Origin of the sequence: Bdellovibrio sp. KM01, assembly GCF_013752535.1 — a bacterium.
Classification (GTDB): domain Bacteria; phylum Bdellovibrionota; class Bdellovibrionia; order Bdellovibrionales; family Bdellovibrionaceae; genus Bdellovibrio.
This window is the reverse complement of sequence record NZ_CP058348.1, coordinates 2564941-2589435: the sequence shown is the minus strand read 5'-3', so window position 1 is coordinate 2589435 and position 24495 is coordinate 2564941. Positions and strand designations below refer to the sequence as shown.

Genomic DNA, 24495 nt, shown 5'->3' with positions numbered 1-24495 from the left:
TCAGAAGGTCTGCACTCCGACTTTGTCGGAGTAGTTTATTTGTCGTGTCTCGAGGAGTACCTCTTTTAATCGGACGCGGCAAACTTTAAATTGAGGGGGAGGAAGAATTATTTATACCAATTCCGTTTTTTTAAACCGAGGCAAAATCTCCTCCGTCGGTCCCATCTCGACAATTTCACCATTCTGTAACCATAAAATCCGATCGCACTTTGCCAGGGTCGATAAACGGTGAGCGATGATGATCTGTGTACGGTCAGCAAAAAACTCTTCAGTCGCACGGACCAGGATCTCTTCAGATTGCGGATCCACAGAGCTGGTTGCCTCATCCATAATCACAATCGGGGATTGCTGTAAAAGGCAGCGAGCCATACATAAAAGCTGGCGTTCACCCAAGGATAGGCTTTTGCCGCGCTCTTCAATTCTCATCTCAAGACCCTGGACCTGACCCTGGACCCATTCCAGTAAACCCACTTTTTGTAGGACTTCAAACAGGGCATCATCCTTGTGATTGCCTTCGATATCTAGGTTAAAGCGCAACGTTCCTTGGAACAAAATCGGTTCCTGGGAAATAAAAGCCATGGATTGGCGGTACAAATTCAAATCCATTCCCTGATCCGTGTCTTTGATTTTTGGAGCATGGTGGTTGATGGTAATTTGGCCCTGATCAATCGGGTACAAATGGAAAAGAGCTTGGATCAAACTGGATTTCCCAGAGCCTGTGCGGCCAACGATTCCTAAACGCTCTCCGGCCTTCACCTCAAAATTCAAATTTTTTAGAACCCAAGGGAGATCCTCGCGGTACCGGAAGGAAAGGTTTTTAACTTCCACCGAAGCGCTGCGATCATCCGTCAGGCGACGGTGCGCAAGGTACTTTTCAGTTTCTGGAGCATAAACGGGGTGACCCGTCGCAAATTTCGCAGTCGATGGCAGGCGATTGCCTTTTTCAATGTCCATGCGCATGTATTGATCCAAGCGCTCCACACCAATCATGGCCTCTTCGAATTGAGTCAACCACTCAAAGAACATCTGCACAGTATTCCCTGACAAAGATATAAAGGTGAAAGCGACCCCGACGGAACCGACACTTGCCCAGCCCTTTTCAATCATGAAATAGGAGGAAACACCGGTGATCAAAAGCAAAACGGCTGTCATGCTGTTCATTTGGAACGAGAAGCTGATCAGTTGTTTGGTCGTGAAAAGTTTTTGGCTTAGGAAATAGCGATCTAAGCTTTCAAACCTTTCGCTAAAGGACTCTTGACGACGGAAGGAGCGAATGGTGCTGGCTCCTTGAGTTGTCTCTGCAAAGTGTGCAATGCTAGGGGAGCGGCTCGCCGAAAGTTCACGGCGGGCTTTGCGCAGTCTTTCCTGATTTAGTTTATAAACAAAGAAATTCAAAACACCGATAAAGGCCACCAGAACCAGAAACACCGGGTTTGCGACAGTGATCAGGATGGTCATCATGATCAAATCAAAGATGATGCTTAGGAACTCCGCCAGGGGGCCGCCGAACAGGCGAAACACGTTGCCATAGTCACTGGAAAAGCGTGTGATGATTCGGCCGGCAGGAGTACTATCAAAAAATCCCATCGGCAAACGCGAAGTGCGTAAAGTGACTTCATCGTAAAAGCTTGAAATAGCTTTTGCTGACAGACGAGAAAATCCCACGCGGAAGACTAAAGTCATAAAAAAGCCACAGAGGGCCATCACAAAAAGCAGGGTGATGATTTGCACTGAAGAAAAAGTATCCAGCGGGGAGTGTTTGCCAACCAGGCTATCCACCCAATATCCAATGACATTGGTGTTTGCCAGTAACAAACCGCGACCCAGGATACCCAAGGCGATACATGCTGTGATGCGAACCAGAAAGGGCTTGTAGGCAAAAAGCAAAGTTTCATAAATGGTTTTGTTATAACCACCTTCTTTGCGAACTTCGCCATCGGACAGATATTTTGGTTTGATCACTTGAGTCCGCTGGTTGCTTTTAGCCACGGGTCACCTCACCCTCTTTTGGGCCGGCAGCTTCTTTAGCAACCGATGTTGTGTACTCTCTGAACTTTTCATTATGAGCTAAAAGCTCCTCGAAAGTACCTTGGTCAATAATTCGACCCTCTTCCAAGAACAAGATACGATCCACACGGTTCAAAGCGGACAGGCGGTGAGTGACCAGGATGCGCGTGCGATTTTCCCACGCGCCCATCAAAAGTGTATCGAATAGCTTTTGTTCTGTGTCGACATCGACAGCACTTAAGCAGTCATCCAAAAGTAAAATCGGCGCATCGTGATAGTGAACGCGCGCTAAACTTACGCGTTGGCGTTGACCACCAGACAGGTTCACACCACGTTCACCGATTTCGGTGCTAAGTCCCTTTTCCACGCGCTCGGTGTTCAGTTCAAACTGAGCAAGCTTCAAAGACTCTTCGACCAAGGAGTCACGCTCGGGATCGATATCGTAAAGGAAGGCCACGTTTTCACGCAAAGTGGCGCTCATGATAAAGCCCTCTTGCGGAACGTAAGCAAAGTTACTGCGCACGGAATTGTTTTTCTCTTTAAGGGCATCCATCGCTCCAATGCGGTAGCTTTGGAAGCGGGCTCCGGTTTCACGTAGCAAAGACAAAAGTAACATCGACTTGCCAGAGCCGACTTCACCCACGACGGCAACGAATTCGCCCTCTTTGATATCAAAAGTCATATTTTTAAGAATATGGCGGCTGCCAATACGTAGATTCAGACCACGAACCTGCAAAGCGTACTTTTCATCGAGAGCCGCTTGTTCTGCGGTTTCGACGTCTGTACCATCTGTCTGATTATTTTTTGTGGAAAAGAATTCCTCCAGGCGTTTTAAAGAGGTCCAAGAGTCAAATGCGAAAGTAAAGAACCACGGCATCTGACGGAACGGACGAGTCAAAAAGATGGCAACAATCCACAACAGCGCCAAAAGCTCGCCGCTGGTTAAAGTCTGTTTGGTATAAAGGACCAATGAACCCAACGTCACAACATTCAAAATGAAAGTCACTGAAGACGATATGGCATTCATGATCTGACCATTCGTCACCATCATCACGCGATTGCGGGTTTCCACTTCACGTTTGGAAAATATGCCGTCTTCGAAATGGCGAATCCATCCCAAGATGCGAATCGTGCGAATATTTTGAATCCATTCATTTACCAAACCAATACGTTCCGCGGCTAATTGCTTAAAGCGGAAAAAAAATCGGGACTGACGAAATGCCATAAAGGAATTCACGCAAGTGATCCCAATCATCACCCAGATCGTCGGCCATAGGGGAATATCAAACAGAATTGAAATCGCAAAGGGTGACAGTATCAGCGGAAACAGTGTGGATGCCCCCGCCGGCAACGTTTGATCCAAAAACACCGTCGCACCTTGAACGTCTGTTGCATACAGGGATACGATCTCACCCACGGGGCGGTGGCTCATCGTATCGACTCGCAGATTTAAAGTTTTGGAATACAGACGTTCCGCAAAGACTCTTTGCATGAACAAAGCTTCTTTAGAGCTTAAGTAATTCGTCAGTTGACTGAAAGCTTGGGAGGAAAGCACGCACAAGAAAGCTCCCAGGATAAACCATAAAGGGGAGCTCACTTGAAACAGATGAAGCTTTGATGGCGTGTGCGTCAGTTGATCGATGAATTCTTTTTGGAAGAACGGTCCCAAGATACCAAACAGTGCCGCCAATAAGGAACAGCCCAGAATAATAAAACGGGCATGAAGGCGGGTGAAGACTACTTCCGAAAACAAAGATCTCATAATGCATCGTCCCTAAACCACCCAGTTAGACTCAGGCGGGGATTGAAGCTCTTTTCCACTTGGTGGGGGAAAAGGTCGCTTCGAAAAAATATCAATTGACCCAAATGGGGCTCTACGCGAGCCAATAAATCATCAGGCTTCTCAGGATCATATAGGCTCAATTCACCGCCGTGGTCTTTTTGCCAGTTCTCATTGAGATACAGCACGAAAGTGATTTTGCGGTGACTTGCCCCCCGCGGATTGTCGATATGTTTATCGTAACCCGCTTCGGGTGGGTAAAAAGCAAAATGACTTTCCACACGCTTTAAACCCATAAAGAAAAACTGATTCAATTCCTCACGGATCACATCAAGGCATTGCAGGAATTCTTGTTGGAGTGGGGAGTTCCCCTCATCCAACCACAGGGTAAAATCGCCGCGAATTTCAGCAGCTGTCAGCTTGTTCCCAATGGGACCAATGGAGGCTTTTTTGAGTTCACCTTCAGAGTAAAGCTTTTGACACTCTTGGGCGAGTTTTGCACAAAAATCTGGAGCAAAGATCTCTGCCGAGAGAGCCCAGTTATTTTCCGCCAATTTCTCGAAGGATTGTCTTAATGCTGAGAGATTGATTTGCTTCTGTTCCAAAGTGTTGCCATTCTATGCAGGTGAGGGATTGATGGCAAAAAGTTCTTTAAGTCGTCGCGAGTTTTTAAAAATTTCTGCACTGAGTTCAACCTCTCTTGCTTTGGGGGGCTGCGCAGGTCTCGATCGACTTTTTACGGGTGACAAACGAAATCTTGACGGAGAAGTCGTCATTCTTGGAGCGGGTGCTGCTGGTTTAGCAGCGGCTCACACTCTGAAAAAGAATAAAATTCCCTTTCGCCTATTCGAAGCGTCCTCGCGTATCGGTGGACGTGTGCAAACAGTCTCTGTTTTTTCAGGCGAAGAACCAGTGGCCGAGCTAGGGGCCGAGTTTTTCGAAGAATCTCATCGTACGGTTTTCGCGCTTGCTAAAGAATTCAGTCTGAATCCTGTTGAATTAAAAGCCCGCAAAGGCTTTGAGGCTCACTATTTTCGCTTTAATGGGAAAAACTATCGCGTGCAAGACCTCGCACCTAAGTTTAAAACTTTAGCGGCACCTCTGCGCCGCGTGCGCTCGGATCTCTTCAGAGATCAGGAAGCGATTCTCACATATCGCAATTCTTTGGTATATGACCGCTCCACGTATTACGACACTCTTTCCTTGGCAGATTTGTTGAATTCCTGGAAGGGCGAAGTCGATCCTTTGGTTTTGGAATTGATCGAAAGCCAGGCGGTTTCGCGTTTTGGGGTGGATGCCTCTGAACAATCATCGCTGCATTTTCTAAGCACTATTGATTCTGAGGGCAGCAGCCTGCTTGCCGGCAGAAACACGTACCGCATGGAAGGCGGGTTGACGAACTTGATGCAAACCTTGGCATCAAGAGTTGCGGGTGTAATTCCCGACTACAGTTTAAAGATGAATCACGCTTTGGTGGAAATTTCCGAAAAAGAAGGTCTCTTTACATTGAATTTCCAAACTCCCCATGGGCGTGAGCAGTACAAGACTCGTAACATCATCTGCACTTTGCCGTTTTCAAAACTGCGCGAAGTCAGCAACATTGATTCTTTGCGTTTTTCTGATGCGAAAAAGGAAGCTCTGACAAATTTGACATACGCGACTCACAGCAAAGGTGTGTTGGGCTTTAATACTGCATTCTGGAATAAGAAAAATGGTCTGGCCGCGAATCTTGGAAACTTCACGGGTGATTTCTTGTCGCAAAAATTCTGGGACAGCAGTCGCGAACAAAAAGGTACGAAGGCTTTAATGACTTATTCGCGCGCCGGTAAATCCGGAGCGGGTGCGGGAGCCGGTGCAGAGCAAGAAGCCGTGTTTGATCTGGAATTGTTCTATAAAGAATTGCCGCAATCTCCAACGTCCCATCAGATGGTGAATTGGCAACAGCGTCCTTGGGCTGGTGGCTCCATGGCGGTTTATAAAAAAGGTCAGTACATGAAATTCAGGGGAGCTGCCGGGGAGCCCGAATACAGTGGGCGTTTCCAATTTGCAGGAGAGCATACAAGCTTGAAATTCCCGGGCACCTTGAACGGTGCCCTTGAGACGGGAATTCAAGCGGCCAATTCAATCTCTATTTAAAGATTAACTGGCATCACGGCTTGTTCGCCTTTAGAAGCGACAAAGCTATCAACGTCAGATTTGTTCACAGCATTAAACTTGTTTGAAAGACGGTTGCTAGTCGCTGGCATCCCTTGTGGAGACGAGCCGTCGGCATTCACCCAAGAATAATTCTGCTGTGGAGAAACCACGAACACCACGATGTTGTAAGAAGGGCGGAAACCCTCTTTTTCAACTTGCACCTGTGGCAACGTCACGGAATCACCTGTAATATAAACGGTGCGGGATTCTTTGACTTGAGAGATGTTCAATTGTGAAGCGTCTGTGGAAATAAACGGACGAGAACCCACAGCGTAAAGTACTGTCAGGTATTGTCCTTTATAGTTTCCAAGCTTGTTCACTTGAATGGAAGGAACTGATTCCAACTTTGCTGCTTTAGCAGATTTCGTGGAAAAAGATCCGCTCATTATTCCCAAGCCTACGATCAAAGTCAGTGCATTGATGATGACTAGTTTAAATGATTTCATATTACTTCGCTCCTGCATTCGCGTAATTCAGATACATTACTAAATGACCTTTAGGGTCCATGAGTACGCGATTGATATCTAATTTAATTCCCAAAATTTCCGGTGGCAGTGGGAAAGCTCCAGGAATTGCTTCCTCTTTTGATTTCCATCCTGCGCACTGTTCGCGAAGTTTATCTTTGATACCGTCGCGAACTTTTCCTTTCAAAAGCTTGCCAGCAATTGAGAAGTACTTATCGTCCATCGCCATACTGTCTGGATCGATGGAATACAGCACAAGCTGCATGCCGGTCTTATCCGCCATTTGGCGCAATTTTGCAATAATATCGAACTCAACAACGATCTTCTCTTTAAGGAAAATGGAGTCTGGCTTGTTTTCCACCGCGACACGCAATTTAACCCAGGTCTCGCTGTCCTTAATTGGCATCGCAACTGGTGCTTTTACATAGTCAATCAAAGGAGACGCCATCATTCTCAAAGTGGAACCATCTGACATGGCGATCTTTTCGAAATTACGGCGTTCAAAGGATAACTGCAAAATACGGTTGATCAGGCCACGATCCAGGCTCAAACCGATGTCATACTTTGCTTGTGGGATCAGTCCCCAAGTCACGGCACCACGAGATTTGTCCTCAGGGCGAGGCAAGCTGCGGGGATTCACCGGGTCTTCGGCGTAAGCGCCCAATTCAATATTCAAAGACTCTTTCAAGCCAATGTTTTGTAGGCGCAAACCCCATTTGAAATCAGGGCGAGTGTCATTCGGTTCTTTACCCGGGGGCACCATGTTTTGAACCTGGTCCAAATTACCTTTTAGGAACTCTTTGGCCTTTTCATTCAGCATTGCGGGCAACTGGTTGCGCGCAAAGTCGCCCAAATTCTTACGTACAGACTCTAGAATTGCGGGAGCTTGCTCGGTGAAAAGCTTGTCGATTTCTTTATTATTTAACAAAAACTTTTTGCCGTTGATCTCAATAGCAAACTGCGGAACCAAAAGTTTTTTGTATTGAAGGCTAACGGGGATAGAGTCCAAATTGTTTTCAACATCCAGAGCTTCAAACTCCAACGCGCCGTATGCATTCATGCGGAGGTAAAAGGGCAAACGCACTTTAAGTGGGTTTTTAGCATCACCTGCGGAAAGGCTCACTTCTTCAGCGCCCACTTTACCCAGGAATTCGTTGTTAATATCCCAAACTTTGACGGAGTTCGTTCCCAGTGTCAGATGTTTGATTTCAAGTTCAATCGCCAGGATCGCGCCTTCGCGCTTACCCAGTTTTTCCATTAACTTTTGGTCCGTCACCAAAGAGAAACGCGAGAATTTAGCAATGTATCCTGATTCGCCGATTTCGATCGTCGGGCGGTGATCGTTGAGTGAAAAGCCCACAAGCCATTTCGTCAAAAGCTCGCGCACCTGTTTATACATTTTCACTTCTTCAGGATTGTCTTTAGCAAAGTCATCCGGATTGATTGGTTTTTCGAAAGTGTACGACAAGGCAGGGAAGTACCCTTCGTCAATGTTCACGCCCAGGTTGCCCAGGATTTTTGCGAGTTCCGAATCAAAGTATTTCATCCCACGTGTGGTGACATGAACTTGCACCGCTTTGTTCAGCAAATGCTCTTCGGTCATGTAAGGATCCGCATCCATGGCATGAGCCTGGAGACCGGAAAGCCCAAGGATTATGGGCAGAATTAATTTAGGAGTCTTTCGAAGCACAGGAAACCTCATTGCTAAAGAGATGCCTGTGCCACTGCAAGAGGAGGTCCAACTGAGATCGAATAGAGAGTGTCCCTAAGGAAACAGCGGGGAGGTTATTGTCTACGCTCCTGACACTCCAGGTATTTGCTACAAAGCCAGAACTGGCCACCGTCGGCCCTCAACATCCCGAATCTGGGTATCGGTCAAGCACACCCAGGCGCACACACACTCTCTCTTGCGTCTCACGTAATCCAAGGCTTTTGGGGGTATCGGTCATGAGTCTGTGAATACCCCAATGACCGATACCCCCGGCGGAGTTCACACGGGGATATGCCACAGGCTCTGACTGGCCCCGCTGAATCCATCATTGTAAAGCTGTCTCCCTAATGAAAACATCCGGTTGGATGAATCAGAAGATCCGGTCTTCGACTTTGTTATTGCTGACAATCGATACGGTTCAACTCACGCACGTCTTGGATTTGCACTCTAAACGGGTTGTTGGGGGTATCGGTCACGATCCTCCTCAAAAAAACCAAGGGAGTAGCAATGAAGCGAGCAAAACAACAGGCGTTTTCCGGGCTAAACACTCACTGGAAACATCGTCATTGTCATGGGGGTGTTTTACGAAAGTCTTCGAAAGGGCGGGGCGCGCGACCCCTTTCAAGTAAAGATCCATTGCACGTCGTTTTCAAAGTTAATAAGACGGTGGTTAAAAATGGACTTCGTCAACCCCGAAATTTTTCCCTTATGGGTTCGTTATTAAAAAAATATTCGCGGAAGTTCGGTGTGAAAATCGAACAGTTTACTGTTCAAACCGATCATGTGCATTTGCTGGTGCGAGGGAAAAGGATTCTGTTGCAAAGTTTCTTTCGAGTGGTGGCGGGGCAGTTTGCGCAGGTGTTGACCGATACCTTCAGCCGGAAACATGAAGGTGCTAAGGTGTGGAAGTATCGTCCATTTTCGCGTGTCGTAAAAGGGTATAAGGCTTATCGAATCGTTCGGGATTACGTTCAGTTGAATGAGATGGAAGCCTTGGGTCGTCCTTATTCGAAAACTCGTTTGCGAGGGCTCAGTTTAGAGCAACTGCAGGAACTTTGGAGTTGAGTGATAAAGTTCTCACGGAATATGTGGGCGTGTACATTGGTCGGAAGCAAATCGCGAAAGGGGTGCCGAGTATGGTATAGGAATGGGGAGCAGGATACGGATATGGATACGGATATAGATACGTTCTAATATATTGCACAAGGGATTAAAAGCAGGGCGGCAGTTTTTTATATGCCTCGGACCTCGAACTTTAGAAAAAAAACCTCGCGAGTGCGAGGCTTTTTGCTTAAGCTATTCTGTTCAAGAATGTCTTAGAATTTCCAACCGTAACCCGCGCGCAAGATCATTTGTGTTGCGCTGGAAGTGTTGTTGTCCGGGAACATCGCATAGTCGAATTGGATAGGAACGTAGGTGCGTTTATCCAAGTGCCAGTCCAGACCCAAAGTACCTACGATAGTTTGGTTCGTAGAGATTTTAGCAGTATCCAGAACGTTTGAAGACTTTTGCATCGCGAACAAGAAACCCAAACCGCCACCAGCAGTGAATTCCATTGTTCTAGTTCTTGCAAAAGAATAGCGGATCAAAACATTCATACCCAGGTAACCGATGTCAGCTGTACAACTTGAACCTGCAGCGCAAGTACCACCAGACCAACCCGCGGGAGCTGTGCCAGTCACATTCAAAGTCTCATAGCCGGCAAGAGCTTTGACGCTGATGTTTTTATCAAGATAAGTTTGGTAGTAACCAACAAGATTGAAGCTTGAACCACTCATCGTCATGGAAGCCGTTGAAGACTTCACATTCATTGAGCTGTTCACCATACCGGCCATCAAGCCCCAAGCTTTTTTACCACCACCTGTCGTGGAGCCGCCGCTGGAAGAGTTCACTTCATTTGGCGCTGCACTCATGCGCCCTTGATAACGCTGAAGTGTCGTACCTGGAGTAACATTTCCTTTTGAAATCGTTGCGATAGCTCGGCCGCCTTGAACTTTTGAAACTTGAATAAGGCCGCGTTTTTTTCCGCTGCTGTCGATGACGAAGAATTGGTCGCCAACCAGAGCTGTGTCGCCTTCAAGATCGATAAGCGCTTTACCGCCAGATACTTTTGTAACCTTGGCTGCGTTCGCGTTGATAGACAGGCTTAGTAATATCAAAGTTGCAATCAGTGTTTTCATACGCAATCTATCGACACAATTTGGGAAAATCTTAATCAGCTGGCCTAACATCATTTGTGCGTCTCAGATTGAGAATCTTGCAAATATATTTACAAAAAATCTCAAAGTGACCGAAACTAAAAACGGGGGAAAAATGAAGTCATTCCTGGGTTCAATGGCGCTTATTGCTGTCGTTGCATATTCTCATTCAGCACATGCGCTTTCAGAGAAAGCAATTTATTCCCGTTGCTACGCTCAGCTCACAGGACTCCCTGTCCCAACGAATAGCTCTGTTATGGCGAGTATTAAAGCCGGTAAGACCAAAGCAGTTGAAGCCTGCATCGCACTTTTAAATAAAGGAAAGCTTGCGAGCAGTGGAGCCTTGGCCGTCAATGATACAGAGAGCGTGAGAGTTCTCAACAACTTCTATCAATTTCACCGTACATGGTTTCCCGCGGCCAATCAGGACCAAATATCTGGTTACCAGAATGAATTCGACAGCAATACCAATGACTTTATCGAAATGACGACGCCAGCTTTGACTCTGACCCGTGCGCTGTTTTCGGATTTGCTTTATTCCAACGTCCTTCGCGGAACAGTTAAGTATGCACCGATCCGCGGAACAACGGGAACATTTGCTTTGGCGCAAACAGATGCGGCAGGAAACGTTTCGTCGACGTCAGTGGTCCCAGCTCCTTATTCGGGAACTGGACTTATTTCTGGAATTGTCCCGGGCTCTTCCTCTTTGATTTTGGCAAATTACTCTGTGCCGAACTTGGGGTTAGCAACACAAGTGGATGGACAAACAGGTATCGATCTTCACCGCGCTTTGGGTGGCGGTATTTTAGGTCAGCAGGCTTATTTCTTATTGAACGTAGGACACAGCAAAGGGCAAGTGTTTGACGGAGCTTTAAAGCTTCCACGTAAATGGGCTAAGACGACTTTGGAAAACATGCTTTGCTTCTCTTTGCCGGCATTGCGTGAAAGCGATATTCAGGCTTACATCAGCAGCAGCTCTGACGTTCCCTTCCGTCGTGCTGGAAGTTGCATTACTTGTCACGCGACGATGGATCAGTTTGCTTCCACGGCACGCAACTGGGTGGTTGCGGAAACTGCCAGGGGTAATGTGCAAAAATCTATCATGGTGGGTAATTTCACTGTGGGTGCAACCGTTGCAAATTCATGGTCGGCGACGGCCGTGGCCGGTTATCACCGCCAAAATCCCACAGGTAAGCTGATGGTTCGTTCCTATTACAACGGAACCTTGATCAATCGCGATGTGGCGAATGTTGAAGAGATGGGCGCACGCCTAACCGAGCTTCCGGAATATTATCAGTGCGCAGCTAAAAAATACTTCCGCTATTTCACCGGTATCGATGTGTCTTTGTATGACAGAACGGACCCGGCAAATGCACCGCTCAACAAAGCCTTAACTGAACGGGATGTTGAAGACCGCAAGTTTGTGGAGACTTTAGGAAAAGAACTTTCCCAAACGCAGTCGTTAACAAAGTTAGTCGAATCGATTTTACGCTCGAACTACTATAATAAAGCCGCCTTCGATCCTCGGGGGAACGAATGAGTTCAAATCGTCGTGATTTCTTAAAGCAGGGGATGATTCTGGGAGGAACTGTTTTATCAGCTTCTATTCTGGAAACGCTAGCAATGAAAATTGGTGCTGGCTTTATTCAACAAGCCCGCGCTGAAGCCTTGACGGGTGAATCAGATCCAAGATTTTTGTTGAACATCTGGATCAATGGAGGACCGATGCGTTACTCCTTTGACCAGTGGGTTAAAATTTATGACGGCGATAACATTGTTACGAATCCCTATGTTTCGACGGCTTTTAATTTCAGTGGCGGCAAAGTCGCAGGTCTTGCCTACAAAACTTTTAAATACAATGGTCTGAATGTGCCGCATATCTTTTCTTTGCCGATTAAAAATGGCCAGGGTGGGAATCGCAATGCTTCGGATGCTTTAAATAATATGATGGTGATGCGTGGTTTTGGTTCGGCCTTTGATGGTCATGACACCAACGCCTTGCTGGTGCAAGTTCCGGTGTCGGGATTGCCAAGTTTGAATGGTTTATTGGCAGACTCTTCTGAACGCTTGTTTGCTGGCGTGATGACGGGCAATAACAATGTCGGATTTACGTCTTCGCATAATAAAGCAGGAACTCAAGTCGGCTCCGGCTATGTGCGCGAGTTGATGGCGGGCTTTGCGCAGTCTTCAGCGATTGCAACGACCACGGCAGGCAAAGAAGCTTACAAAAATGCCTATGAAAATGCGATGTCTTATTTAAAGGCCTACGCTCGTTCAAACCGTTTGGGTGCGGAGACACTGAACAAAAATCTTGAAAATGCATCTGTGAAAATGAAACAAGGTATCAGCGATATCGATGGTTTCTGGGATGCAGCTGTGAATCGTTATAAAAATGCGGTGGAGGGGACGGCTCGTATGACAGGGATCAATGGTATCTCTGAAGCGCCTGTCACTCCGTCATCACTGGCAGGTCCGGCTGGACAGTTTGGTATTTTCGGTTTCGTAAACAGTGGTGGTTTTAATTTGCAAAGAAATTTCACGCTGGCACCAGATTTTGATATGCGTGAAATGACGGCGGCACTTACTTATAACGATTTCTATCAGCAATTAGCATTGGCAGAGTATTGCTTGACGAAAGAACTTACGGCTTCGGTTTCGGTTGGAACCAGTAACTTTAATAACGTTCGCATTCGCACAAGTTATATCGCGGGCGATGACGTAAATAATCTTTTCGTAAATGGGGGCAATCTGGCGTTCTCCCATACCGATATGGACGGCAACACAGGTGCCTATACGGCGTTGTTGCTGACTCATAATTTCTATTCGGGAATTTTAGCGGGCATTTTGGAAATGCGCGATCGCTTGCAAACTGTGCGCAGAGCTTCTACGGGTGCAAATATGTGGTCTGAATCCGTGATTCAGGTTTCTGCAGAATTTGCGCGAAATGCAGCAATGAGTGGTCAGTCTTCAGGACATGGCTATCCCTGCATGGTGACGAGTGCATTTTCTGGAGCTATTAAAAATGGTCCCTATGTGATTGGTAATTTACGTCAAAACGCGGGGAATGGCACCAATGGTTATGGCGCTGCGATCAGCGGCTACTTAAGCGGTGTTCCCTCAACGGCCTCTGCGACTTCGACTTTGTCACGCTTGATGCGGGTTGAATCCAATCCGTGGGAGAATACAGCGCCTGCCATGATTTCCTTTAACGAATCCACGGGGATTATCACATCCCTGGTGGGGATGCCGAAGGTTGTCTAGGTGGCCATGATGAATAAACGTATCACACTTACAGTTGCAGGTTTGACGATCGGTTTGGTACTCACCCAGGCATTTCAAAACTGTGCTCAACCCTTTGAGCTTTCCTCTTTGTCAGGGGACCTGGATTACAGCATGGGTTCTGAGCATCCGGGTAATGCCGTCGCAGCTGCCTCGACGCAGTCTCCGCTGTTGGTAAACCGGGTGTATATGACGAATTTATTTAACGATATATTTTTAACGTCTGCTTCCTCGGCGACTGAGAAAACAACTTTAACCAACATCACCAATCAATGGTTTACCAACAAGACTTCGGCATTTGGATATCCGTGTGATATCAAAACCGGCGTTAATGATTGCAATGGAACGATTCTCGCGCCGATGAATACGGGCACAAACACTCTCCGCGCAGCATTTAAGTCCCAAGCCTGTCAGAGTGTTCTGTCGAATAATACATTCGTGAATAATTTCGTCAGCAAAGTCAGTGTCGTGGGCTCGGCTCCGACGGCAACATCCATTGAATTGGCATTCGGACAGTTTTATCGCGGCGATGATGCGGACCCGGGATTGATTCAAGGTCTTGTGGCTTCAGATCGCATGATGTACGAAAAGAATCCTTCGATTGCAGGTGTTGATCGCTGGAGGTATTTGATTCTGGCGATTTGTGAGTCCAGCGGATGGGAGCAGTTATGATTACCGGGAAACTAAAATGGGTGACTCTTCTGGGACTTCCGCTGATGGTTTTTTCGTTTCAAAATTGCAGTGACTTTACGGTGCAGCAGGCGATTCTTGAATCGGCTTCGTTAGCCAGTGGTCAAAGTTACCTGGATGCACAGGAACTTCCTATTCTGACGGATCCATCTCGTGGTTCTTTGGTGCGTTGGTATCAACAAGGTCAGCCCAGCAAAGTCGATAAAGCCTATACGGGTGCTGATAAGCTTAGTTATGTGTTCGCTGCAGATCGCGCGATGACGGGTAAGATTTTTACGGCTTATTCCGGAAGTGCGAATGCTGAAGAAACTTCGGTCACTGTTGCGAGTGGCAAGATCACGGTCAGTCGTATTTTTTCAGCGGGCAACAGTGCCCAAGCCACAGTGAATCTTCCGTCAACAGGTACTCGCATGGTCATTGCCTTGCGGGCTGGTGCACAGCCCGATGACTTTTCTTTGTTAGTGAATGGGATTGTGCAGACGATGACGATCACTAAGACGGGAAGTCCGCAGGAGTTTTCGTTTGTAACCAAGACTTTGGTGGCTGGTACAACTGGCGGGATGGTTTATGAGTACATGTTTTTTAATGACCGTCTCAATAATGCTCAACTCAATTCTCTGTCTCGTTTAATTGGTACGACAAATTCCGTAAGTCAGGTGATCTTTGACCCGGCTATTTTTGCCGACTCCAGCGGTTCGACGGGTTCGACTGTGGATACAAAATTGGCAGCTGCAAAAGCTGTTATTGATTCCTCCTGTTTAAGTTGCCATGGGGCGGGTTCGACTCGTGGAGATTTCTCAAATATGACCGCAGCCAGTATGATCACCCGGGGTTTTGTTAAGGCAGGCCAACCTTTAAGTTCGTCGCTTTATTTTAGAATGAAAGGCTCGCAGGGTGGTGGCACAAAAAATATGCCAGACAATGGTACAACAGTGAGTGCAACTCAGTTGCAAGCTGTGTATGATTGGATATCCAACATTCAGTAAATAAAACCATGGGAGAAATTAATGAAATTGGTTATTGCAGCAGCAGTGGTGACTTTGGGTGTTTCTAGTGCGTTTGCACAGTCTGTCGTGTTTGATGTGACTTTGAATCCGATGGGGGATTTCAAGGCAAAAACAAATCAAATCAAAGGAACAGCCCAAGTTAAAGGCGATCAAGTGTCAGCTCAGAATATCGTTGTTAACATGAAGAGTTTGAAAACGGGCGTTGATCTTCGTGACAAGCACACTCAAAAATATCTTGAGACAGATAAATACCCAACTGCAACTTTGGTGACTGCGACTGGTAAAGGTGGCAAAGGTAAAGCCACAATCAATATCAAAAACAAGCCAGTTAATGTTGAAGGAACTTACAAAGTTGAAGGTGGCTTGTTGAAAGCTGAATTCGTTGTGAAGGCTTCTGAAATCGGAATCAAAGATGTTAACTACATGGGCGTAGGAACAGAAGACGATGTGAAAGTTCACGTTGAAGTGCCAGTAGGTGCCGCAGCGGCAGCACCCAAAGCAGCAGCTAAAAAATAGTTCTAAAAGCGGTAATTAACGCCGACTTTCCAAAGATAGGCTCCGTCATTGATGGGGCCTATTGCTTGATAGAAATCCCACGTTTTAAAAATTCGTAAATTCATATCAGCTAAAAAGCCCGCATTGTTCTTTCGCCCCGCAGTCATTTCGACTCCATTGCCAGTCGGAAGATCGATATTTCGGATGTAAATCATCGCAGTCCCACCAATATTCACACTGTTCGTCAGGCGCCAGAATATACGCGGCGTCAGGGCGATCATTGTAAAGCCTTGGCGTTCAATTTTCACATCGTTAGCAAAAGGACCGCTGTTAGCTCGTCCCGCAGCCAGCATCCCGCCGACATTCCAACCCCATTGCAGGTAATAAGTTTCTTTCTGTAAAACCAAACCTACGCCATTAAAGTTCATATTGGATTTCGTCGTCGTGCCCAGCTGAGAGAGCGTAAGGATTTCGTTCCACTGTAGTGTTGTCACGCCGGCAGCCCAGGACGAGACAGATTGTGCCGGCAAGCGCATGCCCCGAGGACGAGCCGTGGTTACACCAACTTGATTGGGATCTGCTTCCGCGTCGGGGTTGATAGCAGTCTGTTCTTCGGGTGGCGCTTCAGTGCTGTCTTCAAAAGACGTCGTGCCTTCAGTCACGGCAGGTGTTTCTGAGGGAGTCGTTTGCGCGGGAACACGAGTTTTAGCATTTGCCTTACGTGGTTGGGCGCTGGCAAAGGAACTTGTCATTAACAGGCATAGCAAGATTGAAAATTTCATTTTACCCATTTGCGCTCCTAATAAGATAAATGCACTTGCGTTTGCAAAGCCCAGGAATCATCCACACCAGTTCCATCCAAATTCGTTTTTCCATTGGAAAGACCCAGGCGGAATTCAGTGCGGGGAAGTGGAAAAGCCAAAAGGCCAAAACTGTATTTCAAGTTTTCCGCCGAAGACTTTTGAATGTCATCGCGGGATTGTTCAATCGTCGTTAGGATATTGTACCCGCGGGCGATAGCGACCATCGATTGCACCCAGGCATATGAGCCCAGCACGGGATCTGAATTTGATCCTTTGCGAGTTTGCTCTTTCAAACCAGCCTCTGCCAAGAGGGAGCTTCCTTTGGAAAGTCCCCAGCGAGCCGTCGCACCGGCTAAGCGCCAACGAGTTTCATCAGATTCTGAAGCTAACACGGAACCACCGACTTTAAATTTTTCATAGACTTGGTATTCACCCACGACGGAAAAACCTTTTTGACGTTTCTCAGGCACCGTATATACGTTCCCAAAGAACGGATTCACAGCGATATCCCAAGTGGGGTAAGTGAAGTGTGCCGTCACTCCCAAAGTTTGACCGTATTGATTTAAGCCCACATCCGTCGTCGGGAAACGATTTACAGCCGTGTGATCCACGTTGCGAATACCATAGGCTTTATCCATTTGACCGGCATACCACCACAGGTTGTTGCTTTGTTTGTAGCGCAAATAGAATTCTTTTGCGTACATAGTCCATTTGTCGATGGTCGTTTCAGGAATATCGAAATCAGCATAGGAAGCGGTTGTGATCAGCGCCAGGTTCTGCTTTTTATCAAAGAAGAAATTCAAATTGAAATCGCGCTGCATGTTCACCCATTTGTTCACTTCGTTTGAACCATTGGGATTTTGTTGAAAATAAAGGCCACGATATTTAATGCCGGGACGGAAATACCAAGGCAATGGTTTCGTGATTAAAAAACCAGAGCTTTCACCAATGGCTTCCTCATCCATAGAGGCTGGGAACACAGAGCGAGAGGTGATTTCTGTCGCAAAAAGCGCACGTCCGTAATCATTCAAAGCTCCTCCACCAAGGCCATTATAATGGCAGGTAATGCAAGAGGAATAACCGTATCCGATAAAATCAGGATAGGCCACGGCTTGTTTTGAAACTAAGAATGCGCCAATAAGAAATGGTATTTTTAATAGATGTCTCACAGTTAAACAGTCTATTTAGAACAGGCGGGGAAGCAACAAAAAAACTGTATTCTCACATTCGTGATGCCGATAAGTTTTGTATGAGAAAAACAGTGGGAATAACACACGGTCCATGGGTGATTGTGCCAGCAGCATTTATTTTGATGGTGATTCCAGTCATGGATTTTACCACGATGCACGCGGGCTCCACTGTGCCCCTTGAAATCATCGGTTGGCTTGTCGTGTTTGCGGCGGGCATCAGCTTTTTGATTCGTCACAAGCTTCTGTGGTTAGTGGGCCTGGTTCTGTGCGCTCTTTTTATCGCGATCAATCTTTCGCATCTGATGTTTTTCCAGGAACCACCGTTGGCGACAGAGGCCTTTACTTTTAAAATCGTGAGCTCCATCGTAGTTGCCGGAATCGCCTGGTTGTATTTTGCCAGGGCCCCGGATTTGGATCGTCGCCAGCATTGGCTGGGGCAAACGGCGCATCGCTATTACGTAGGGATTCCCGTTGTTTTGGGGGGTAAGGATCAGTGCAAAACCCTGGATTTGTCATATACCGGGGCGCGCATCGCTGTATTCCAAGCTCGCGAGAAGTTTAAAACCGGCCAGAGGCTGTCTGTAGAGGTTCCTGATATCGATGGCATCCTTTGTCAGGCCAAAGTCATCGCTGTTAGCCATAGCGAAATCCGAGTCCATTTCGTCGATACCTCTGACCATGAGCAAGAGCAGATTCGTCAGTGGCTCATCAGTCAAAATTTGCAAAGTGTCTAACCTTTCCCTTCCTTGAGGACCGCTTTTAGGGCATAAGAATTTCATCAAGATAGGAACCACCGTGAGTAAAGCAAAATCTAAAAAAATCACTAAGCAGGGTGCTGGCAAAAAGGGTCTAAAAAAAGTTGTCGATTCTGAAATCGAACATGTCCTAAGCACCAAAGATATTTTGGAAAACGTTCGTCCAACGCCAATGATCGATAACGGTCTTAGCAATGAAGAAAAAATCGAAAAAATCACTGAGAAATTCACCGAGATCCTGGAAGTATTGGGTTTGGATTTGAATGACGACAGTTTGGCAGATACGCCGAAGCGTGTGGCTAAGATGTATGTGAACGAAGTCTTCGGTGGTCTTGATCCTCACAAATTCCCTAAGATGACTGTGATCGATAACAAGATTAACTACGATCAAATGATCGTGGTGCAAAATATCGGATGTCTGTCTTTCTGCGAACATCACTTATTGCCAATCGATGGTTTTGCGACGGTGGCTTACATCCCTTACAAAAAGGTGATTGGTCTTTCAAAAATCAACCGCATCGTACAATACTTTGCGCGTCGTCCTCAGGTTCAAGAACGTTTGACGAAACAAATTGCCGATTGCTTGCAATATGTTTTGGATACGGATCACGTGGCGGTTCACATCAACGCCAAACACTACTGCGTGATGATGAGAGGTATTGAAGATACTCACAGCACAACAGCGACTTCTGACGTCCGTGGGCACTTTAAAACGTTGCCTGAGACTCGTGAAGAATTCCTTCATCACTGCCGTCTTAAGTAGTCCTATTTAGTTTTGGCGTACTGACAATTAGCGTAACTTTGACAGGGGTGTTTCACAGAAACACCCCTTATTCGTTCTAAGACCAAAGTATTCCTCCAAACGTTGGCCGGGCATTTGCTCTATAAGCAATATATTCGAACTGATTAACATTTGAGAGGGTTTTTCCTGTGAATAAGCTTCTTAGTATTCTTATCGTCATTGCACTTCCTTTAGTTACACAAGCGAACGCCGAGAGCCTGCCGGCTCACGTGGAATTGCAGTTAAAATACTCTCAGCAAGTGGCTCAGGTGGATTCGTTTCTTCGTCAGGAAGTTGAAGCGTTATCCGTGAAGTCGGCGTATTCAGCCACGCATCCCGATATTTTGAGGCATCAATTAAATATTCAAAAAGGCAGTGAATATAAGAAGTCATTAGCGTTGAGCTTCTCCAACGGCACGATCAAGCTTTGCCGCCAAGTATTCGACTAAAACGTCGCAACTTTTTCTCATGACGTGAGGAGTTCTATATGAAGTTTGATCATGCTGCTGGCGATAGTCTTCGATCGGCATTAAAAAAGTGTTTTGCTGCGGTCGTAGTGGTGGCTATGGGGAGCGTCTCAATAGCCCAAGCTGGCCCGTCGTGTTCAAAGGTGTTTTCCTCCTTATCGGCCCAGGAAGTTCTTGAAGGGATTTCTTGGATCACTGAACTGAAACAATTTGGGACAGTAAAATTAGAAAACCTGACGCCTTATGGGGACCATCCTGATTTTTTATATTTAAGTAAAATATCAGGTGTCGAGGTCATTGCTAAAAGCCTAGCGCCAAGATTCAACCGCCCCAGCTATCCCATCGAAGAAGTTTACTTCATGAAGCTGCTGTCTGATTTAGGTATTGGCCCAAAGTTTTTTGGCGTAAGCGAAGTTAAAGGTGAGCCAGTCGTCGTATCTCAGGTTATCAAGGGAGAGATTTATCACAATTTGGGTGATTGGCCGTATAAACGATGGGGTATGAAAAGAAAAGCGGACACGGTTAAGCAGGCAGCTTTAGGCTTACAAGAGCTTGCAAATCTTGGTGTCGTAGCCGGGGACTTCCAGTTTTTCATCGATAGCAACGGCAAAGTTTATATCTTTGATACAGATTACTATTTTTTCCAACCGGTTCCACAAGCAAACAAGGTGAATCTTAGACATCTCACAAAGCTCATGATTGATACCAAAATAATCTCGGTTCATGAGGAACGCAACATCGTTAGTTTTGATCAGGCATTTGCAGTGATCGAGTCGTACTCCAAATAGGATTTACGCAAAGGTATGCCTGAGGTTAATCATTATTTAATTTTTTAATCATCGAGATATAGTCGTTGGCGAGAGTGTTGAGGCTTTCCAAAGCCCCGGGCTCTTGCAGGCGAGTCTTTAAGTCTTGGCCGCTTGGTTGTGAGCCATGAGCCAGACCCATGCGGTTGGCGATGAACAAAGACATGTCTTTGCCGTTTTGGATGTCTTTGTCAGAGGCGATTTTCGCCGGATCCAAATTCACTGAGCTATACAATCTCTCGCGCAGCAAGAACACATGGTCACCGGCCTGAACGAAGCGATAGGGGCCCATCGGGTCGGCAGGACGATAGGTGTTAACGATATATTGAAATCGAGTGTGTGCATCGGGCTGATGAGTAAATAGCGAAATAGCGGGTTCCATTTCTAGTTTGAATTCCCAGATATGTCTCTCGTTGTCCTTTTCAATTAAAAAATAGAAGCGCGGTAAATATTGGCTGCCACCGGTTTCTTTCAGGCGATAGCCGACATCGAGGATTCGGTATCCCGTCATTTCATTTTTAAATGCGGGCAGAGACTGTTCATATAAAGTGTGAACTTCAGGGGATACGTCTTCTAGGCGAATAAGCCCCGCCTCGGAAGAAAAGGAATCTTTCATAGTCATTTTGGAAAGGCGTTTTTCTTGAAGGGAATAAAAATCACGATCGGTTTTGTCTCTCATTTTTATCAGATAGCGGGGCTTGTCCATTTTCTTGCCGTTCAATCCGTCGATGTAGGACTTGAATAAATCCTTGGGCACAACCTTATAGGGCGAAATTTGATTGCCGATAAAATAGCGTAAGAAATCTCCCGCTAGGGGAGCATTCACTCCGCCGTCGTCAATATCGATCAGGCCGAACTTTCCGCCGCCATCTTTCAATTGCACATCACCGAAGTTTAAAATGTGAGGATCGCCAGTCACGACACCTCGAGGACTCATTAAAGACGTCTTGTTTTGACGGAGCCAGTTCCAATAATGGGGAGCATTCGAGCGGAAGGCCATAAACGAGCCACCGCTGGTTTTTCTAAAGGAACCGTTAATTTCGAAAGGTGTGGTGGCTGCGGGCTTAGAATCAGAAAAGACACTGGAGCAGGCAGGCCCCTGGGCGAAAACCGTGAGGGGCGCCATTAGGGCAATGGCTGTCAAAATGATCTTCACATTTGTTAGCAGAGCCCTGGCTAAAGTCGTTGGCATAGTCCCTTCCTGAATATGATCTTTGGGAGATCAATATTCAGGCCAGGTAACATGAAGTTTACTGCAGGGCGGATTGTAGAAGTTCGCGGGAGTTTTTGGAAAGTCCCGGGACGTCTACCATGCGGCGGATCTGCTTCATAGCTAGGTCTTTCAATTGTGGTTCTAGTTTTGCCACGAAATTGAAAGCCGAGCACAGGCGTGCTGCCACTTGCGGATTCTTTGGATCAATTTCAATGATCTTATCCGCGATGAACTCGTAAGCTTTTTCGTTGTTGAAGCTTACAAGATTCGTCGTGAAGGCGCGAAGTAGCGAGTACACGTTGTTTGGATTGTTGATGTTAAACGTTGGATTCTTAGTCAAAGCTTTAATCTCATCCAAAATCTGTGGACGATGAGCCAGGGCTTGAACTGTGAACCACTTGTTGATCACAACAGAATCGTCTTTCCAGTTGGTGTGGAAATCCGCCAGTACCTTTTCACGATGATTGCTTTCGGAGTCTGCCAAAATCATCAAAGCCGTCATACGGTCGGTCATGTTTTGCGCTTCCCAGTACTGTTTAGCGACGATTTCGTAAATGGCGGGTTCACACAAATCAGCCAAATAATGCAAAGCCTGATTTTTCAATAAACGCTGACCGAACACTTTCGTACTGCGGCTTTTCGCCTCTACACCATGGTATTTGTTGTAGGTCGCGAACAACGTTTCTTTGTTGGCTTTCGCGATCTCTTTACGCAAAGTCGTGCGCGCTTTATCAAACGCCACTGGATCCAATACCGGTTCCATTTGCGCCAATACGGCCAGACTTGGCATTTGAAGCATTTTAGCTTTGAAAGCTGAATCCATATTCGGATCATTCATCACGGTCTTCATCGCATTGATAAAGCGGGCATCGACTTTCAATTCTTTGCCTTGGCGGGACTGCTTGATCAAATCAGACATCAAGCGCATCGCCAGTTTTTGGGTGATTTCACGACGGTTGAAAGAGTCCGTGTCTTTTTCCATCAAGAAATAAAGATCTTCTTCAGACGCTTCCCAATTCAAATTCACGGGAGCTGAAAACTCACGCAAGATGGAAAGAACCGGACGCTCTTTCAAACCTTTGAACACATAAGTTTCTTTTTGGTTTTTAAGCTCGATCACGTGCTGACCATCAGAGTTTTTCTCGATCTTGTCGCAGTTCAATGCCAACTCTTGACCGGATTTATCCAAAAGACCCATCATCAATGGGATATGGAAGGGTTCCTTGGTGGGTTGATTTGGTGTTGGCGGGCAGGACTGTTCAAGAGTTAAATGGTATTCACCAGTCTTATCATCAAAGCGCTCTTGGATCGCGACCACAGGAGTTCCCGATTGGTTGTACCAACGTTTAAACTGAGTGAAGTCTTTTCCGTTTGGTTCAGAAATCGCCGCTGCGAAATCCTCCGTCGTCACGGCTTGACCGTCATGACGTTTGAAATACTCATCCATACCTTTGCGGAAACCTTTACGGCCCACAATGGTTTGCATCATGCGAATAAGCTCAGAGCCTTTTTCATAGATCGTCATCGTAAAGAAGTTATCAACTGCCATACAGGATTCGGGACGAACAGGGTGAGCATTCGGACCCGCATCTTCAGCGAACTGACCGGCGCGCAAGGAATCCACGTCTTCGATACGTTGCACCCCACGGTCTGTCATATCAGCGGAAAATTCCTGATCACGGAATACTGTCAGACCTTCTTTTAAAGAAAGTTGGAACCAATCACGCAAAGTCACGCGATTGCCTGTCCAGTTATGGAAGTATTCGTGGGCGACAACGGATTCAATTGCGTGGAAGTCAGAGTCAGTTGCAGAGTTGGTGTCAGCTAATACCAGGCGAGAGTTAAAGATGTTTAAACCTTTATTCTCCATTGCGCCGGCATTGAAATCGTCAATGGCCACGATCATATACTCGTTAAGGTCATACTCACGACCGAAAACTTCTTCGTCCCATTTCATGGATTTTTGCAAAGACTCAAGTGCATGCCAGCAACGTTCTTGTTTTCCGTGAGCAGCATAAACTTCCAAATTCACTTTGCGACCAGAAGACGTCGTGAAGGTATCGCGGATCACTCCCAAGTCACCAGCAACCAAGGCAAATAGGTAGCAAGGTTTCTTGTGTGGATCGCGCCAGTAAGCTTTGTGACGACCATTGCCCACATCTTCCACTTTCATTCGGTCACCGTTAGAAAGAAGAACTGGGTATTTCGCTTTATCAGCTTCGATGGTCACTGTGTATGACGTCATCACATCAGGACGATCCAAGAACCAAGTGATCTTACGGAAACCTTGTGCCTCACACTGAGTACAAAAGATTCCGTTGGATTTATAAAGACCTTCTAGGGATGTATTGTTTTGCGGTTCCAGCTGAGTTTCGATTTCTAAAGTGAACTCAGCAGGTACAGATGCGATGATCATCTCTTCATCCGTCAGTTGGTATTCGCTTGCGGAAAGAATCTTGTCGTTGATTTTCACGCTGACAAGTTTCAACTCTTCACCATTTAGCTGAAGGGGAACACCACTTGTCAGAGTTTTGATTTTAGATTTTGCGATAACTCGACAAAAGTCCTCATTTAAAATGAAGTCGAGGTGGACGGACTCCACTGAAAAAGCTGGGGCTTTATAGTCCTTAAGATAAATTTTCTCTTGTTTCAT

Annotated in this window: 21 protein-coding genes; 11 read left to right on the top strand and 10 right to left on the bottom strand. The window is 46.4% G+C overall.

Going from position 1 to position 24495, the window contains the following annotated elements; all coding sequences use genetic code 11:
• Positions 1-111: 111 nt before the first annotated feature.
• The 3 genes from HW988_RS12545 to HW988_RS12535 are packed head-to-tail and all read right to left on the bottom strand — an operon-like array spanning position 112 to position 4392.
• Complete coding sequence (locus HW988_RS12545; protein ID WP_255490003.1) at positions 112-1989, bottom strand: ABC transporter ATP-binding protein; 1878 nt, start codon at positions 1987-1989, stop codon at positions 112-114.
• Positions 1982-3769: an ABC transporter ATP-binding protein gene (locus HW988_RS12540; protein WP_181604590.1), complete on the bottom strand. Its 1788-nt coding sequence runs from the start codon at positions 3767-3769 to the stop codon at positions 1982-1984. The genes HW988_RS12545 and HW988_RS12540 overlap by 8 nt, the downstream gene beginning before the upstream one ends.
• On the bottom strand, positions 3766-4392 hold the full coding sequence (locus tag HW988_RS12535) for a 2OG-Fe(II) oxygenase (protein WP_181604589.1): 627 nt from the start codon (positions 4390-4392) through the stop codon (positions 3766-3768). Before HW988_RS12535 ends, HW988_RS12540 begins: the two co-directional genes overlap by 4 nt.
• 31 nt (positions 4393-4423) lie before the next feature.
• On the opposite strand from HW988_RS12535, the gene HW988_RS12530 reads away from it, so the two are divergent.
• Entirely contained in the window at positions 4424-5923 is a 1500-nt protein-coding gene (locus HW988_RS12530; RefSeq protein ID WP_255490002.1) for an FAD-dependent oxidoreductase, read from the top strand.
• On the opposite strand, the gene HW988_RS12525 is transcribed toward HW988_RS12530, so the two are convergent.
• Entirely contained in the window at positions 5920-6429 is a 510-nt protein-coding gene (locus HW988_RS12525; protein WP_181604587.1) for a hypothetical protein, read from the bottom strand. The genes HW988_RS12530 and HW988_RS12525 overlap by 4 nt on opposite strands.
• A gap of 1 nt (position 6430) precedes the next feature.
• On the bottom strand, positions 6431-8137 hold the full coding sequence (locus HW988_RS12520) for a DUF2785 domain-containing protein (protein WP_255490001.1): 1707 nt from the start codon (positions 8135-8137) through the stop codon (positions 6431-6433).
• Positions 8138-8665: 528 nt separating this feature from the next.
• Between HW988_RS12520 and HW988_RS12515 the strand changes: the two genes are divergently transcribed.
• Positions 8666-9223 carry a transposase gene (locus tag HW988_RS12515; RefSeq protein ID WP_181604585.1) on the top strand — a complete coding sequence of 186 codons (558 nt, stop codon included), beginning with the start codon at positions 8666-8668 and terminating at the stop codon, positions 9221-9223.
• Positions 9224-9474: 251 nt separating this feature from the next.
• On the opposite strand, the gene HW988_RS12510 is transcribed toward HW988_RS12515, so the two are convergent.
• The gene (locus HW988_RS12510; protein ID WP_181604584.1) at positions 9475-10338 is read right to left on the bottom strand and encodes a hypothetical protein; all 864 of its coding nucleotides are present in this window, start codon (positions 10336-10338) and stop codon (positions 9475-9477) included.
• Positions 10339-10471: 133 nt separating this feature from the next.
• On the opposite strand from HW988_RS12510, the gene HW988_RS12505 reads away from it, so the two are divergent.
• From HW988_RS12505 to HW988_RS12485, 5 genes are read left to right on the top strand one after another with little or no spacing between them, the layout of a single operon-like run.
• Complete coding sequence (locus HW988_RS12505) at positions 10472-11896, top strand: hypothetical protein (RefSeq protein ID WP_181604583.1); 1425 nt, start codon at positions 10472-10474, stop codon at positions 11894-11896.
• Positions 11893-13617, top strand: a complete 1725-nt coding sequence (locus tag HW988_RS12500; protein WP_181604582.1) for a hypothetical protein — start codon at positions 11893-11895, stop codon at positions 13615-13617. Before HW988_RS12505 ends, HW988_RS12500 begins: the two co-directional genes overlap by 4 nt.
• Positions 13618-13623: 6 nt before the next feature.
• Entirely contained in the window at positions 13624-14307 is a 684-nt protein-coding gene (locus tag HW988_RS12495; RefSeq protein ID WP_220128735.1) for a hypothetical protein, read from the top strand.
• Complete coding sequence (locus HW988_RS12490; RefSeq protein WP_181604580.1) at positions 14304-15311, top strand: cytochrome c; 1008 nt, start codon at positions 14304-14306, stop codon at positions 15309-15311. The genes HW988_RS12495 and HW988_RS12490 overlap by 4 nt, the downstream gene beginning before the upstream one ends.
• A 21-nt stretch (positions 15312-15332) precedes the next feature.
• Positions 15333-15848, top strand: coding sequence for a YceI family protein (locus HW988_RS12485; RefSeq protein WP_181604579.1), 516 nt, complete (start codon positions 15333-15335; stop codon positions 15846-15848).
• Positions 15849-15850: 2 nt separating this feature from the next.
• Here the strand turns inward: HW988_RS12485 and HW988_RS12480 are convergent, their stop codons facing one another.
• Together HW988_RS12480 and HW988_RS12475 are read right to left on the bottom strand one after the other, a co-directional pair.
• On the bottom strand, positions 15851-16618 hold the full coding sequence (locus HW988_RS12480; RefSeq protein ID WP_181604578.1) for a hypothetical protein: 768 nt from the start codon (positions 16616-16618) through the stop codon (positions 15851-15853).
• Positions 16619-16626: 8 nt separating this feature from the next.
• Positions 16627-17799 (bottom strand): hypothetical protein, encoded by a 1173-nt coding sequence (locus tag HW988_RS12475; protein ID WP_255490000.1) that lies wholly within the window; start codon positions 17797-17799, stop codon positions 16627-16629.
• A gap of 80 nt (positions 17800-17879) precedes the next feature.
• On the opposite strand from HW988_RS12475, the gene HW988_RS12470 reads away from it, so the two are divergent.
• The 4 genes from HW988_RS12470 (at position 17880) to HW988_RS12455 (ending at position 20611) form a co-directional block, all read left to right on the top strand.
• Positions 17880-18554, top strand: a complete 675-nt coding sequence (locus HW988_RS12470) for a PilZ domain-containing protein (protein WP_181604577.1) — start codon at positions 17880-17882, stop codon at positions 18552-18554.
• 61 nt (positions 18555-18615) lie between these two features.
• A complete protein-coding gene (gene folE, locus HW988_RS12465; RefSeq protein ID WP_181604576.1) occupies positions 18616-19338 on the top strand; it encodes a GTP cyclohydrolase I FolE in 723 nt (240 codons plus the stop codon).
• 167 nt (positions 19339-19505) lie between these two features.
• A complete protein-coding gene (locus tag HW988_RS12460) occupies positions 19506-19805 on the top strand; it encodes a hypothetical protein (protein WP_181604575.1) in 300 nt (99 codons plus the stop codon).
• 38 nt (positions 19806-19843) lie between these two features.
• A complete protein-coding gene (locus tag HW988_RS12455) occupies positions 19844-20611 on the top strand; it encodes a hypothetical protein (RefSeq protein WP_181604574.1) in 768 nt (255 codons plus the stop codon).
• Between the two features lie 25 nt (positions 20612-20636).
• Here the strand turns inward: HW988_RS12455 and HW988_RS12450 are convergent, their stop codons facing one another.
• Both HW988_RS12450 and pepN read right to left on the bottom strand, forming a co-directional pair.
• Positions 20637-21821 carry a DUF2252 family protein gene (locus HW988_RS12450; protein WP_181604573.1) on the bottom strand — a complete coding sequence of 395 codons (1185 nt, stop codon included), beginning with the start codon at positions 21819-21821 and terminating at the stop codon, positions 20637-20639.
• 58 nt (positions 21822-21879) lie between these two features.
• Positions 21880-24495, bottom strand: a complete 2616-nt coding sequence (pepN, locus tag HW988_RS12445; protein ID WP_181604572.1) for an aminopeptidase N — start codon at positions 24493-24495, stop codon at positions 21880-21882.

Excerpts from the sequence above, each read along its gene's own strand:
- HW988_RS12525 (WP_181604587.1), bottom strand. The coding sequence starts at position 6,429 with ATGAAATCATTTAAACTAGTCATCATCAATGCACTGACTTTGATCGTA.
- HW988_RS12510 (WP_181604584.1), bottom strand. The coding sequence starts at position 10,338 with ATGAAAACACTGATTGCAACTTTGATATTACTAAGCCTGTCTATCAAC.
- HW988_RS12490 (WP_181604580.1), top strand. The coding sequence starts at position 14,304 with ATGATTACCGGGAAACTAAAATGGGTGACTCTTCTGGGACTTCCGCTG.
- HW988_RS12505 (WP_181604583.1), top strand. The coding sequence starts at position 10,472 with ATGAAGTCATTCCTGGGTTCAATGGCGCTTATTGCTGTCGTTGCATAT.
- HW988_RS12470 (WP_181604577.1), top strand. The coding sequence starts at position 17,880 with ATGAGAAAAACAGTGGGAATAACACACGGTCCATGGGTGATTGTGCCA.
- HW988_RS12495 (WP_220128735.1), top strand. The coding sequence starts at position 13,624 with ATGATGAATAAACGTATCACACTTACAGTTGCAGGTTTGACGATCGGT.
- HW988_RS12480 (WP_181604578.1), bottom strand. The coding sequence starts at position 16,618 with ATGGGTAAAATGAAATTTTCAATCTTGCTATGCCTGTTAATGACAAGT.
- HW988_RS12500 (WP_181604582.1), top strand. The coding sequence starts at position 11,893 with ATGAGTTCAAATCGTCGTGATTTCTTAAAGCAGGGGATGATTCTGGGA.
- HW988_RS12515 (WP_181604585.1), top strand. The coding sequence starts at position 8,666 with ATGAAGCGAGCAAAACAACAGGCGTTTTCCGGGCTAAACACTCACTGG.
- HW988_RS12485 (WP_181604579.1), top strand. The coding sequence starts at position 15,333 with ATGAAATTGGTTATTGCAGCAGCAGTGGTGACTTTGGGTGTTTCTAGT.
- pepN (WP_181604572.1), bottom strand. The coding sequence starts at position 24,495 with ATGAAACAAGAGAAAATTTATCTTAAGGACTATAAAGCCCCAGCTTTT.
- HW988_RS12540 (WP_181604590.1), bottom strand. The coding sequence starts at position 3,769 with ATGAGATCTTTGTTTTCGGAAGTAGTCTTCACCCGCCTTCATGCCCGT.
- HW988_RS12455 (WP_181604574.1), top strand. The coding sequence starts at position 19,844 with ATGAAGTTTGATCATGCTGCTGGCGATAGTCTTCGATCGGCATTAAAA.
- HW988_RS12530 (WP_255490002.1), top strand. The coding sequence starts at position 4,424 with ATGGCAAAAAGTTCTTTAAGTCGTCGCGAGTTTTTAAAAATTTCTGCA.
- HW988_RS12450 (WP_181604573.1), bottom strand. The coding sequence starts at position 21,821 with ATGCCAACGACTTTAGCCAGGGCTCTGCTAACAAATGTGAAGATCATT.